This window comes from Pseudomonas sp. FEMGT703P, from assembly GCF_002786345.1.
Taxonomy (GTDB): Bacteria; Pseudomonadota; Gammaproteobacteria; order Pseudomonadales; family Pseudomonadaceae; genus Aquipseudomonas; species Aquipseudomonas peli.
Genome location: NZ_PGCM01000012.1, coordinates 250,339 through 263,093 on the forward strand (window position 1 = coordinate 250,339; position 12,755 = coordinate 263,093).

13 protein-coding genes are annotated in these 12,755 nt (G+C 62.1%); 11 read left to right on the forward strand and 2 right to left on the reverse strand.

Annotation, left to right across the window (positions count from 1 at the left end):
- Positions 1–2: 2 nt before the first annotated feature.
- Positions 3–1,019, reverse strand: a complete 1,017-nt coding sequence (locus CUR33_RS18820) for a zinc-binding alcohol dehydrogenase family protein (RefSeq protein ID WP_289240558.1) — start codon at positions 1,017–1,019, stop codon at positions 3–5.
- Between the two features lie 10 nt (positions 1,020–1,029).
- A complete protein-coding gene (locus CUR33_RS18825; protein ID WP_170049140.1) occupies positions 1,030–1,323 on the reverse strand; it encodes a putative quinol monooxygenase in 294 nt (97 codons plus the stop codon).
- A 104-nt stretch (positions 1,324–1,427) separates the two neighbouring features.
- Between CUR33_RS18825 and CUR33_RS18830 the strand changes: the two genes are divergently transcribed.
- The 11 genes from CUR33_RS18830 (at position 1,428) to CUR33_RS18880 (ending at position 12,728) form a co-directional block, all read left to right on the forward strand.
- On the forward strand, positions 1,428–2,345 hold the full coding sequence (locus tag CUR33_RS18830) for a LysR family transcriptional regulator (RefSeq protein ID WP_289240559.1): 918 nt from the start codon (positions 1,428–1,430) through the stop codon (positions 2,343–2,345).
- Positions 2,346–2,427: 82 nt separating this feature from the next.
- Positions 2,428–2,814, forward strand: coding sequence for a DUF2946 domain-containing protein (locus CUR33_RS18835; RefSeq protein ID WP_289240560.1), 387 nt, complete (start codon positions 2,428–2,430; stop codon positions 2,812–2,814).
- Between the two features lie 112 nt (positions 2,815–2,926).
- Entirely contained in the window at positions 2,927–4,972 is a 2,046-nt protein-coding gene (locus CUR33_RS18840) for a TonB-dependent receptor family protein (protein ID WP_289240561.1), read from the forward strand.
- Entirely contained in the window at positions 4,960–6,408 is a 1,449-nt protein-coding gene (locus CUR33_RS18845) for a hypothetical protein (RefSeq protein ID WP_448703213.1), read from the forward strand. The genes CUR33_RS18840 and CUR33_RS18845 overlap by 13 nt, the downstream gene beginning before the upstream one ends.
- 46 nt (positions 6,409–6,454) lie before the next feature.
- On the forward strand, positions 6,455–7,837 hold the full coding sequence (locus CUR33_RS18850) for a PepSY-associated TM helix domain-containing protein (protein WP_289240563.1): 1,383 nt from the start codon (positions 6,455–6,457) through the stop codon (positions 7,835–7,837).
- A 142-nt stretch (positions 7,838–7,979) separates the two neighbouring features.
- A complete protein-coding gene (locus CUR33_RS18855; protein ID WP_289240564.1) occupies positions 7,980–10,010 on the forward strand; it encodes a TonB-dependent receptor in 2,031 nt (676 codons plus the stop codon).
- 30 nt (positions 10,011–10,040) lie between these two features.
- A complete protein-coding gene (locus CUR33_RS18860; RefSeq protein WP_289240565.1) occupies positions 10,041–10,523 on the forward strand; it encodes a copper chaperone PCu(A)C in 483 nt (160 codons plus the stop codon).
- Positions 10,523–10,906, forward strand: coding sequence for a DUF2946 domain-containing protein (locus CUR33_RS18865; protein ID WP_289240566.1), 384 nt, complete (start codon positions 10,523–10,525; stop codon positions 10,904–10,906). The genes CUR33_RS18860 and CUR33_RS18865 overlap by 1 nt, the downstream gene beginning before the upstream one ends.
- A gap of 89 nt (positions 10,907–10,995) precedes the next feature.
- Positions 10,996–11,544 carry a putative natural product biosynthesis protein gene (locus tag CUR33_RS18870; protein ID WP_289240567.1) on the forward strand — a complete coding sequence of 183 codons (549 nt, stop codon included), beginning with the start codon at positions 10,996–10,998 and terminating at the stop codon, positions 11,542–11,544.
- A 319-nt stretch (positions 11,545–11,863) separates the two neighbouring features.
- The gene (locus tag CUR33_RS18875) at positions 11,864–12,154 is read left to right on the forward strand and encodes a c-type cytochrome (protein ID WP_160089038.1); all 291 of its coding nucleotides are present in this window, start codon (positions 11,864–11,866) and stop codon (positions 12,152–12,154) included.
- 202 nt (positions 12,155–12,356) lie between these two features.
- A complete protein-coding gene (locus tag CUR33_RS18880) occupies positions 12,357–12,728 on the forward strand; it encodes a DUF2946 domain-containing protein (protein WP_289240568.1) in 372 nt (123 codons plus the stop codon).
- Positions 12,729–12,755 lie beyond the last annotated feature (27 nt).

Consider the following 12,755-nt stretch of genomic DNA (forward strand, 5'->3'; position numbering starts at 1 on the left):
CGTTAAAACCCTTCGAGAACGATCTTGCCTTTGGCTGTCCCGCTCTCCAGCAGCGTGTGCGCGCGGCGCAGGTTGGTGGCGTTGATGCTGCCGAAATGCTCGCCCAGGGTGGTGCGCAGTGTGCCGGCATCCACCAGTTCGGTCACCCGATCCAGCAGGTGATGCTGCTCGATCATGTCGGCGGTCTCGAACAGCGAGCGGGTAAACATCAGTTCCCAGTGCAGCGACAGACTTTTGCGCTTGAGCTGCATGATGTCCAGTGGCTGCTCCGGGTCATCGATCAACGCCAGACGGCCTTGCGGTGCCAGGGCTTCGACCAGTTGCGCGAAGTGCTGGTCGGTCTGGGTCAGGCTGGCGACGTGCGTGACTTGATTGATGCCGATGCGTTTCAGCTCTTCACTCAGTGGCTGACGATGGTCGATTACATGGTGCGCGCCCAGCTCGCGGACCCAGGCTTGGGTTTCCGGACGGGAGGCGGTGCCGATCACGGTCAGGCCGGTGAGTTGGCGGGCCAGCTGCACCAGAATCGAACCAACGCCACCAGCGGCGCCGACGATCAGCAGGCTCTGGCCCAGGTCAGTGTTGCCCTGAGTGATCTGCAGACGCTCGAACAGCAGCTCCCAGGCGGTGATCGCGGTCAGCGGCAGGGCGGCGGCTTCGGCAAACGGCAAGCTCTTGGGCATGTGCCCGACGATGCGTTCGTCCACCACATGCAGTTCGCTGTTGGCCCCTGCACGGTTGATTGCCCCGGCGTAGTAAACCTGATCGCCGGGCTGGAACAGGCTGACCTCGCTGCCCACCGCTTTGACGATACCGCTGGCATCCCAGCCCAGCACCTTGGCGTCGCCGTCGGTTGGGGCGACGTTACGGCGGATTTTGGTGTCCACCGGGTTGACTGAAATGGCCTTGACCTCGACCAGCAGATCGCGCGGGCCGGGGGTTGGAGTCGGCAGGTCAACATCCTGCAGGGCGTCGGCGTGGTCGGCGGGCAGGGAGTGGTAATAGGCGACAGCTTTCATAAAGGGCTCCTTAGACAATGCGTTGCATCAGTTGATGATCGACCTGTTCCAGCAGGTTGCCGCAGGTTTCGCCGAAGTGCAGAAAGTGCGCGGTCTGCTGGTGCGCGCTGAGAGCGGCGGCGTCCTGCCATTGTTCAACCATGATGAAGCGGTTGGGCTGCTCCTTATGCAGGTGCAGGTTGTATTGCAGGCAACCGGCTTCGGCCTGGCTAGGCGGCACCAGCTGGCGCAGACCGGCTTCAACCGCCTCGGCATGGCCGGGGCGTGCGGTGATGGTGGCAATCAAAGTCAGTGGCGTGGTCATGGCGGACTCCGGTTCAAGTGCTGCACATGCTCGGTTATTTGATTGACGAGAAAAACAGGCGGCTACTAGAGTCTCTTTCAATACTTTTTTGAAAATGAGCCGCCATGCTGCGTTTTGATGATCTGCAGTTGTTTGTCACCACCGCTGACCTGGGCAACCTGTCGGCCGCCGCCCGGCGCCTGGACATTTCCCCGGCGGTGGCCAGCGCTGCGCTTAAGCGCTTGGAGCAGCAACTGGACGTTCGCCTGTTCAGCCGCTCCACCCGCAGCCTGCGCCTGACTCCCGAGGGCGAGCTGTTTCTCGGCCATGCGCGCCTGGCCTTGCAGAGTCTGGATGACGGCCGGCAGCGGCTGGCCGGTAGCAAGGTCGGTATCAGTGGACCGTTGCAGCTGTCTGCACCGTCGGATTTCGGTCGCAATACCTTGCTGCCTTGGTTGGATGAGTTTCAGCAGGCGCACCCGCAGGTGCAGCTGCGCCTGCTGCTGGGCGATCGCGTGGCCGATCTGTTTCGCGAGCCGGTGGACATCGCCCTGCGCTACGGCGCACCGGAGGACTCCAGTCTGGTCGCCTTACCAGTGGCCGCGTCCAACCGCCGCGTGTTGTGCGCCGCACCGCAGTACCTGCACAAGCACGGAACGCCGCAAACGGTCGATGAACTGACCGAGCACAACTGCCTGCTCTATATGCTCGGTGGGCGGCTGCATGACCGCTGGCGCTTCAGCGACGGCAAGCGCGAGCAGGGCATCAGCGTCAAAGGTGACCGGGTCAGTGACGATGCCGACGTAGTTCGGCGCTGGGCCGTCAGCGGTGCCGGGCTGGTCTACAAATCCTGGCTGGATGTAGCTGGCGATGTACGTGCCGGACGGCTCCAGGTGCTGCTACCTGAGCTGCGCGGCGAGCCGACACCGCTCAACCTGATCTGCGCGCACCGCGCGCAACTGAGTAAGCCGGTGTTGTTGCTGCGTGAGTTTGTGCAAATTCGCTGCGCGGAGTTGTTGGCGCAGGCACCCTGGCCGAACTAAGATTGCCGCCAGCGCGCTGCGGCAATCCATCGCAGTGCGGCTGTGTCACATGCGCCCCGGAGCAATGCTAGAGTCGCGCCCCATGAAAATAACCCGTACTGACCGTCGCCTGCTGGCCTGGATGCTGTATTTCAGCGTTCTGTTCAGTGCGTTCGCCTGCAGTATCGGTCATGGCCAGATGGCTGGCCTGCAACTCAGCGGGCTGGGCAGCCAGTACTGCTCCTTCGAGGGCAACTTCGGCGCCGGTGCTGATCTGGAAGGTTCCGGTGTGGTGGCGCCCAATCCTGCCACCGGTTCCGGTTGCTCCCTGAGTTCCACCTTCAGTGCGATCATCCTGGCGGCGTTCTTCGGTCTGCTGGGCCTGCTGGCGCCCAGTCGCGCGCCCCTGCTGACGTTCTTCTTCACCCCGCGACCTGTCCGCTACCTCTGGCCCTCGGCCAACCCCCGCGCATCCCCTGTTCTGGCTTGAGTCGCTGTTGCTGCGGCCGCATTTGCGGCCGCGCTGATCACTTGAAACCAGATAAAAAACCGCGTCTGTCGGTGCTTGAAGAGCGCCCGACGGACCGAAGTTGGGGAAGTCTATGCGTCAGATATCCGTATTCAGCCTGTTGGCTGTCAGCATCAGCTTGGCCAGTTCTGCCTATGCCGAGCAGCTAAAACTGGAAGACAGCACCATCGTCGGTAAACAGCAGGGCGATGCCACTGCGCCGACGATTGCCGAGAAGCGCGCCGAGTTTGCGCGGATTCCCGGCGGTGCCAGCGTCGTCGATGCCGAAACTTACAAGACCGGCCGCGCTAGCTCGCCGCAGGATGCTTTGGGCCAGGCCACCGGTGTGTACATTCAGTCGCGCTCCGGCGCCGAGGAATCGCGTCTGTCGATCCGTGGCTCGGGCCTGCAGCGCACCTTCCACCAACGCGGCATCCTGCTGATGCAGGACGGCGCGCCACTCAACCTGGCGGATGGGAGTGGTGACTTTCAGGCCATCGAGCCGATTGCCCTGGACCATATCGAGGTCATGCGCGGGGCCAACGCCTGGCGCTATGGTGCTGCCAACCTGGGTGGTGCGATCAACTTCGTCACGCCCACCGGCAAGACCGCGCCCACGGTGCAGCTGCGCACCGAAGCGGGCAGTTTCGATTACCAGCGCATCTTCGGGGCGGTGGCTGAAGACTTTGGCAACTGGGATGCCTACCTGAGCTTCTCCGACTATTCCCAGGACGGTTTTCGCGATCACGCGCGCCAGGAGAACCAGCGCTACTTCGCCAATATCGGCGGGCGGATCAACGAGCGACTGTCGACCCGCTTCTATATCAGCCACGTGGAAACCGATTCGGAAATCCCCGGCAGCCTGACCAAGGCGCAGCTGCGGCGTAACCCCGAGCAGGCCGCGCTGAGCACGGTGACCGGCGATAACAAGCGCGACTTCACCCTCAACCGCATCGGCAATATCACCACCCTGCAACTGGACGGCGGCCATAGCCTGGAGCTGTCGAGCTTCTACAGCGAGAAATCGCTGTGGCACCCGATATTCCAGGTGCTGGAAGTCGACAGTGAAGATGTCGGCGTACGCCTGACCCACAAGTGGCAGAGCACGGATGGCTGGCGCTGGAGCGGTGGCGTGGAAGCGCTGCAAGGCCGTAACCAGGCAGAAAACTACGTTAACGTGCGCGGTAAACGCGGCAACCTGGTGGACCGTCAGGTGCAGACAGCGCGCAGCCTGAATGCCTTTACTGAGCTGGAAGTGCCGCTGGCCGAAGACTGGGCGCTGATCGGCGGCCTGACCTGGCTGCACAGCGAGCGCGATATCGATGACAAGCTGAAAAGCAGCTTCAACTTCGTCGGGGTGCCGACGGGTTTCCAGGATGCGTCATTCAACCGCAGCTATAGTGCCCGGATTGGCCGGATCGGCCTGCGTCATGACCTGGCCGACGGTGTGCAGCTGTTCACCAACCTCAGCCAAAGTTACGAGCCGCCGACCTTTAGCGAGCTGACCGGGGGCGCCATCGTCACCGAGAACGAGGCGCAGAAGGCCACCACCCTGGAAGCCGGTATGCGCTTCACCCAGGGCAACCTGGACCTGGACCTGGCGGTTTACCGCAGCGAAATTCGCGACGAGCTTCTGGGTTACGTCAACCCGCTGGCCCCGACCCAGGTGATCACCACCAACGCCGACCGCACCGTGCACCAGGGCATCGAGTTCGGTGGTGCCTGGCAGCTGGGTGAGGTGGTGTTGCGCGGTCAGTACCTGCTCAATGACTTCCGCTTCGACAACGACCCGGCCTACGGCAACAACCGCATTGCCGGCGTGCCGAGCCAGTTCCTCAAGGGTGAGGCGCTGTGGCAGCGCAATGGCTGGTATGCCGGCCCAACCGTCGAGTGGGTGCCGGTGCACTACGCCGCCGACCACGCCGAGTCGCTGTATGCCGAAGCCTATGCGATCTGGGGGCTGAAGGGCGGTTATCGTCCACGTGAAGGCCTGGGCTTCTTTGTCGAAGGGCGCAACCTCTCCGACAAGACCTATATCTCCACCACAGGCGTTGTGGCCAACGCCAATAGCCAGGATGCCGCGCTGTTTATGCCCGGTGACGGTCGCAGCCTGTATGTCGGCCTGGAGTGGAAGCTTTGACAGCGGCCCTGCAAGCACAAGAGCTACCGCGGCTGACCTGGCGCCAGCGCCTGCTGCGGCTGATGCCGTGGCACAAGCGCCTGGCGCTGCTGGCCTGCCTGGGCATCTTCAGCTGGGCGGGCAGCGGCATGCTGCACCCGCTGATGGGCTACCTGCAGCCCCGTCCGCAAACCATGGCCACACCGCAACAGGTGTTGCCGCTGGATAACCTGCGCAGTCCTGCGCAGGTGCTCGGTGCTGCGGGTGTTGCACAGGTGCAGGGCTTGCGCCTGCTGGTACTGGCCGGTGAGCCGTATTACCAGGCGCGCCTAGCCGGCGAGCTGCAGCCGCGTTATTGGCATGCACGCAGTGGTCAGGCGGTCGAGCTGGCCGCTGCTCATGCCGAGAGCCTGGCACGGCATTACCTGGGCCGCGACGAGCCGCTGGCTTACGCCGGCAGCATCGAGCGGTTCACCGGTGAATATGCCTTTATTAACCGCCTGCTGCCGGTGGCGCGGGTCGACACCCAGCGCGATGATTCGTTGCGCCTTTATGTTGACCTGTTCCATGATCGCCTCGGCACCCTGGTGGACGAGCGCAAGGCCTGGTTCAGTGCGTTCTTCCAGACGATGCACAGCTTTCGCTGGCTGGATGCGGCGGGCCCGTTGCGGCCGGTGTTGATGCTGGTGCTGCTGGCCTCGATTGTCTCGGCGACGCTGTTCGGTGTGGCGCTGTTTATCGCCCGTCGGCGTGCCCGTACCTTCAACCGCCGGCTGCATGGCTGGTGGGGGCTGGGGCTCGCTTTAGCGACGTTGAGCTTTGCCAGCAGCGGTGCCTGGCACCTGTTGCACAAGCAAGGTGCGCAGCCCTGGCCAGCGCCGTTTGTGCCGAGCTTTAACGTGGCCGAGCTGGACAAGGCACCGGCGGCCGACTGGCTGCTGGCCGGTGAAGAGCTGTACATGCTCAGCCTGCTTGAGCTCGACGGTAAACCGATCTGGCGCGCCCAGGGGCAGCAGTTCGCCAGCATGTCCAGCCTGCATTACCTGGATGCTCAGGGCCGTGAGCTGGGCAATGACACGCCGCGCCGTTATGCCCAGCAGCGCCTCGATCATTACGCCAAGTCCCTGGGGTTGGGTGAGGCGCAGACGCTCACGCTGCAGCACAGTTTTGACCACGAATACGGCTTCGTCTTCAAGCGCCTGCCGGTGTTCAAGGCCAGCTATGCCGATACGCACAACACCGCGCTGTTTATCGACCCGCTGGACGGTGCCCTGGCCAGCCGGGTGCAGGATGCCGACCGTGCGGAAGGTTGGGGGTTTGCGTACCTGCACAAGTGGGAATTTCTCGCAGGCCTGGGCAATGGCTACAAGCACCTGCTGCTGGGCATCGTCGCGTTGGCCCATGTGCTGTTGGCGCTGGTGGGGCTGAGCCTGCTGCGCCGCGGGCAGCACCGATGAACCGCTGCCGATCCATCACTGATTATGGCCATGCCTGGAGCTGACTATGCAGAAGCCGACGACGCCAAACATCTCGTTCTACAACCTGGCCTGGCGCTGGCATTTCTATGCCGGGCTGTTTGTGATTCCGTTTCTGATCCTGCTCTCGGTCACCGGCATCATCTACCTGTTCAAGCCGCAACTTGACCCGCTGATGTATGCCGAGCTGCTGCAGGTCACGCCTGCCGAGCAGGCGATCTCGGCGGATCAGCAGCTGGCGTTGGTGCGCCAGGCTTATCCGCAGGCGAGCATCAGCCAATACCTGCCGCCGCTGAACGCCGAACGCAGTGCGCAGTTTGTGCTGGAGGCTGAGGGCCAGAGCCTGAATGTGTTTGTTGACCCTTACAGCGCCAGGATTCTCGGCAGCCAGGACGCGCAGCTCAATCTGCAGGCCATTGCCCGCCAGCTGCATGGTGACCTGATGGTCGGCACCCTGGGCGATCGGCTGATCGAGCTGGCCGCCGGTTGGGGCATTGTACTGGTGGTGTCTGGCCTCTACCTGTGGTGGCCGCGCGGGCGTTTCGGCGCCGGTGTGCTGTGGCCAAGGCTGAGTGCCCGTGGGCGGTTGCTGTGGCGTGACTTGCATGCGGTCACCGGGTTCTGGGGCTCGCTGCTGTTGCTGTTTATGCTGCTCACCGGCATGACCTGGACCGGCTTCTGGGGCGCCCAGTTTGCCGGTGCCTGGAACCACTTCCCGGCGGCGATGTGGGACGACGTACCGCAGTCCGGCAAGCTCACCGGCAGCCTGAACACCAGCAGTCAGCAGACCGTGGCCTGGGCGGTGGAAACCACACCACTGCCGGCTTCCGATCCACACGCCGCGCATAACGGCCATGCCACTGCCGAGACGCCTGCGGCCCCGGCCAACCTGCTGCAGTACGTGGTCGACACCGCCGCTGAGCGCGCCGTACAGCCGGGTTACAGCATCACCCTGCCGAAAGGTGAAACCGGGGTGTACAGCATCGCGCTGTTTGCCGACGACCCGCGTAACGACGCCACCCTGCATATCGATCAATACAGCGGTGCGGTGCTCGCCGATGTGCGTTGGAAGGATTACGGCGTGGTGGCGAAAACCGTGGAAACCGGGGTCATGCTGCATGAGGGCAAGCTGTTCGGCTTGGCCAACCAGTTGCTGATGCTCGCGGTCTGCCTGCTGGTGCTGCTCAGTGCGATCAGCGGCCTGATCATGTGGTGGCAACGCCGGCCGAGCGGCAAGCTCGGCGTACCGCCGCTGCGCCACGACCTGCCACGCTGGAAAACCGCGATTGTCATCATGGGCCTGCTGGGCGTGGCTTTCCCGCTGGTGGGCGCTTCCCTGTTGCTGATCTGGGCGTTGGACTGGCTGCTGTCACGCATACGGCCACGGGTCGCTCTGACCCCTTCGACCTGATTCACCTGCTCCATTGGCAACCAAGGCCACCGTCTTGGCTGCCACAACAACCTTGCCCTGGCAAAACCGGGCTGAGGCATAACGACCTTATCGATACAGGGCATTGGCCAGTGCCGTGCCTTTTACTCAGGAATGAACGCACATGCAGTTTCAGCTAAAACCACTCAGCCTGTTGTTGGCCACGAGCGCGATTGCGCTGAGTGTTCAAACCTTACCCGTGCTTGCCGACAGCACCCTGGCGCTGGGCAGCGTCACGGTGACGGGCGAGGAGAAGGGCCCGCTGTCCAGCTACAACATTCTCAGCTCGGTGGACTATGTCGGCCGTGACGTGCTGGAAAAGCAGCCCGTGCAATACAGCTGGGAGCTGTTCAACCGTGTGCCAGGGGTCATGCTGACTCAGTTCAATCAGGGCACCACCTCCGGCAAGCTGTCGTTTCGTGGCTTCAATGGCGAGGGTGAAGTCAACGCGGTCAAGCTGCTGATCGATGGCATCCCCAGCAACACCAACGACGGCAACATGCCGTTTATCGACATGGTTTACCCGCTGGATATCGAAGATATCGAAGTGGTGCGCGGCACCAACGACCCGCGCTACGGCCTGCACAACATTGCCGGCAATGCCAGCATCAACACCTTGCAAGGCGGCAACGAGGGCAAGCTGCGCCTGCGCAGCGGCAGTTTCGACACGCAAGAACTGCAACTGGTGAAGGGCATCGAAAGTGGTAATTGGTCGCAGAACTACTTCGTCGCTTACCAGAAGAGCGGCGGTTACCGTGACCATGCCGATGCCGAGCGGCAGAGCTTCGCCGGCAAATGGTTCTATACCGCTGACGCCGGTTGGCGCGCCGGCCTGATCGCACGGCATTACGAAGCCGATGCCCTGGAGGCCGGTTACCTGACCCAAGCCGATGCCCATGATGACCCGCGCCAGTCGTACCTGAACAACGCGACGGACAAGGGCGAGCGCAGCATGGATTCGCTCAGCCTGCATCTGGATACCGACCTGGCCGACGACCTCGCCTGGTCGAGCAAGGCGTACTACAACCGGTTTGAAGACCGGCGTTGGACCAAGTACTGGATTACCTCAGCGCAGCAGGAACGCTTCAACGACGAAGACCAGTACGGCGCAATCAGCAGCCTGACTTGGCGTCCTGATGTACCGGGGCTGCATGACTTTGCCCTGGAAGGTGGCGCCGATATCCAGCGCCAGGAGGTGATCAGTGAGCGTTATCGGACGGTCAGTCGTGTGCGTACCGCACAGACACGCGACCAGGTGTTCGATCTGACCACAACGGGTGTTTACGTGCAGGCGGTGATCGAACCCTGGGAAAGCCTCAAGCTCATTCCGGCCTACCGGGTGGACCGTGTTGAGGGCGACTATCACGATCAGTTGTCTGGCGAACGTGCCAGCGTCAATGATTTTGGCACCATCAATCAGCCAAAATTCAGCCTGGTCTATTCCCCCTGGCAGACGGCCAGCTTTTACGCCAACTGGGGACGTACCTTCCAGATCGGTGTCGGTTCGGGTGCCTACAAACTGGCCAGCTTGCAGGATGACCTGAAACCGTCGATCAACGAAGGCTGGGAAACCGGCATCAAGTTCAACCCAGTGGCCTGGTTCGATGGTCGCGTGGCGTATTGGGAACAGCACGCCACCGATGAAGTACAGCGCCGGCTCAATGCACCGTCCGGGGATACCGAGAACGTCGGTGAAACCCTACGACGGGGTTATGACGTGCAGCTCAACCTGTACCCCAACGACCTGGCGCGCGTGTGGTTCTCCTATTCACGGCAGTTCTCGGAAATCCTCACGCCCGGCCCACGCTTGCCGGCCAGCAAGGGCAAGGAAATGGACCACATACCGCATCACCTGTATGCCTTGGGCGGTGATTATCAGGCCAGTGAAAAACTCAAGCTAAGTGCCTGGGTCAACGGCCAGAGCGACTACTACCTGGAGCGCACCAACAGCACCGGTCAATATGGCGGCTACACCCTGCTCAACCTCGGTGCGGAGTACCGCCTGAGTGAGAGTGTAAGCGTGGACATGCAACTGAAAAACGTCACCAACCGCTACTACGAGTACGTCTGGTATGACCCCGATGGCGCGCTGGATTCCCTGCATGCCCCGGGCGATGGCCGTGCGTTGTATGCTGGTTTGACCCTGGATTTCTGACTTTCGTTTTCCTACAAGGAGGCAATACCCATGATGCTGAAGAAAACCCTGCTTGGTCTTTCCCTGTTGCTGCCGGCACTGCTGGTCCAGGCCCATGAATACACCGCCGGTGAGCTGCATATCGAACACCCCTGGTCGCGGGAAATGCCGGCCGTAGCACCCACCGCTGCAGCCTACTTCGTGGTGCACAACAAGGGCGCCGAGGCTGACCGCCTACTCAGTGCCAGCACCCCGGTGGCCGGCAAGGCCGAACTGCACGAACACATACACGCCGATGGTCTGATGAAGATGCAGCAGGTACAGAGCGTGGCGATTCCTGCCGGTGGTGAAGTGAAGTTCGAACCGATGGGCTACCACGTCATGCTGTTCAACCTGAAGCAACAGGCCAAAGACGGTGAGCGTTTTCCGCTGACCCTGACCTTCGAGAAGGCCGGCACCGTTGAGGTGGAGATCGCCGTGCACAAGGATGCGCCTGAGGGCAGTGCGCACGGTGAAGGTCAGCACCAGCACTGATGATAAGCGCGCTGCGAGGGCATCGGCTGGGGGCCGCGCTCGGCGTGCTGGCACTCGCCCTGATTGTCCTCGCACCGCTCTTTTCCCAGTCTCGCGCGGAGTCGCAAGATTGGTCGTGGTTAACCGAACTGGCCTGCCATGAAGGCCTGGCGCAAGCAGCATCGCCAGCCATGCCGGATGATTTGCCGCAGAAGTTCAAGCTGGATGCATGCGGTTATTGCTCGTTACTGATCAACAGCCCAGCCCTGGGTAGCCTGGATTGGGGCTATTTCAGCATCGCTGTGCTGCGCCTGGGTCCACAGTCGTTGCGTTGGCTGTGGCCTGCGTTGGCGATGCGTTTCCCCGCAGCACAATCACGCGCCCCGCCTGTTGCACTCGATTGAGATGATCGAGTGGAGCCTCAGTGAGCTCCATCACTGCGAGTTACTGGCCCTGCGCGGCCAGTAACCCTGTATGGCAAGGAGCGTGAATCATGCATTCATCCAAAAGTCGGGCGTTGCCTGTGCACAGGCGTATCGCCAACGAACGGATCTTCCCGGATTACCCGAGCAACGCGCGCTCGTTCATCGCGCTGGATGCCAAGTTGCTGCCGTACTGGCACCTGCTGTATGACCTGTGCCCTTCACTGCTCAAGCTTGATCCGCCGGAAGGGCTAAACCTGTTCCGGCGTTTTATGGTCTGGGCCTACCGCCGCCAACCCGCGCAGGACTGGACTTTTCATATCAGCGTTTGCCGCTGGCTGTTGCTGTCTGAGTATGCCCCCCACGTCAGCGCTGAACAGGTGGAGAGTCTGCTTTCAGCTGCTGCAGCGCGCTGGGTCAACAGTGATGCCAGTTCGGCGCAGGGCATCCTGTTGGCCTGTTCTGTTCAGCCGATGACACTGGTGGATTGGAAGGTCGGTGGTGCTGAGCAGGGCGGTGATATTCAGGTGCTGCCGCCGGCACGGTTCGACTTTGCCTGGTCTCCGTTAAGTCGCAGCGGCGTTGCGGGTTTTCGCCGTTGGTTGCGGATTCCTGAATAAGCGCTGCGACAGCCTGACGCAGGTTGGCCCAGGTGCCAGCCCCCTGAGTGATGGCGAACGGCTGTGGCGGGTTGTCGCAGTTGAGGCGCTGCCAGGCTGCCCATAGGATGGGCCGACTTCGGGTAGGAATTTGCCTTGTCTGGGCATCCACGGTTAAGCCCGAAGGTCTCTTTATCGGCCAAGGCTCGGTAACCGGCTCTCCCTCAGGGGAGAGCCCTCTTTTCCACCCTTATTCGCAAGATGCCTACAGCCTGGTTGAGGGTGATCGGCTGTATCTGCCAGATACCTATAACAACACATAAACCGATGAGGTCTTGATATGAAGAAAGTTGTCGTGCTGACGTTTGCTCTGCTGTCGATGGGCTCGGTACAGGCCGCGCAAGATCCTGAGGCGGTGTTTAACCGCTCCTGCGGCATGTGCCATAACGGTCAGTTGCCAACCGCGCCGAAAAAGGGCGATGCCGCTGCCTGGCAACCGCGCCTGGCTCAGGGCACGGATACCTTGGTCAAGCACGTGACCGAGGGCTTCAATGCCATGCCGGCGCGAGGGTTGTGTATGGACTGTACGGCCGAGGACTACAAGGCCGTGATCGACTGGATGTCCAAGTAAGGTCAGGTAACCCGCTGCTGGTCCTGTGACAGCCGCTGTCTGTCGCAGGACGCCATGCTGCTTGCTTGTATGGGCAAGCCTATCTCGCTGGTCTGCGCCGCTTATGCTGGGACCTGCTCAGGATCCATGCACCATTGATTTGCATCAGCTGTTCTGCGCCGACCCTCGGTCATACTCGGCGCAGGATTCTTGAGTTGTCGTAATGCCCCGCAATCGCTCCTTCACCGCCGATTACCGCGCGAGCTGGCTGGCCCTGTTGGCCATGCTGTTGCTCAGTGTCGGGCCGTTGCTGTCGCAGCTCACTGCACCGGCTGCACCGGCCTGGCTGACGGAGTTGGCCTGCGGAGAGCATGCCGGTAGCCATGACAACCCGCTGGATCACGACGCGCTGTGGGCCAAGTGCGGCTATTGCAACCTGTTGCTCAACAGCCCAGCCACCGGTTGTGCCAGCCCGACGCTAGCCCTGACGGCTTTTGCGCCTGCGGATCGGCATAGTCCGCCGGTACGCAGCGGCGTTGCCCGCTCAGCTATTTTCCCCGGTTCGCGCAGCCGCGCACCGCCTGCCTATTCCTGATCGCCATTGCCCTGTTGCTGGTGCCGC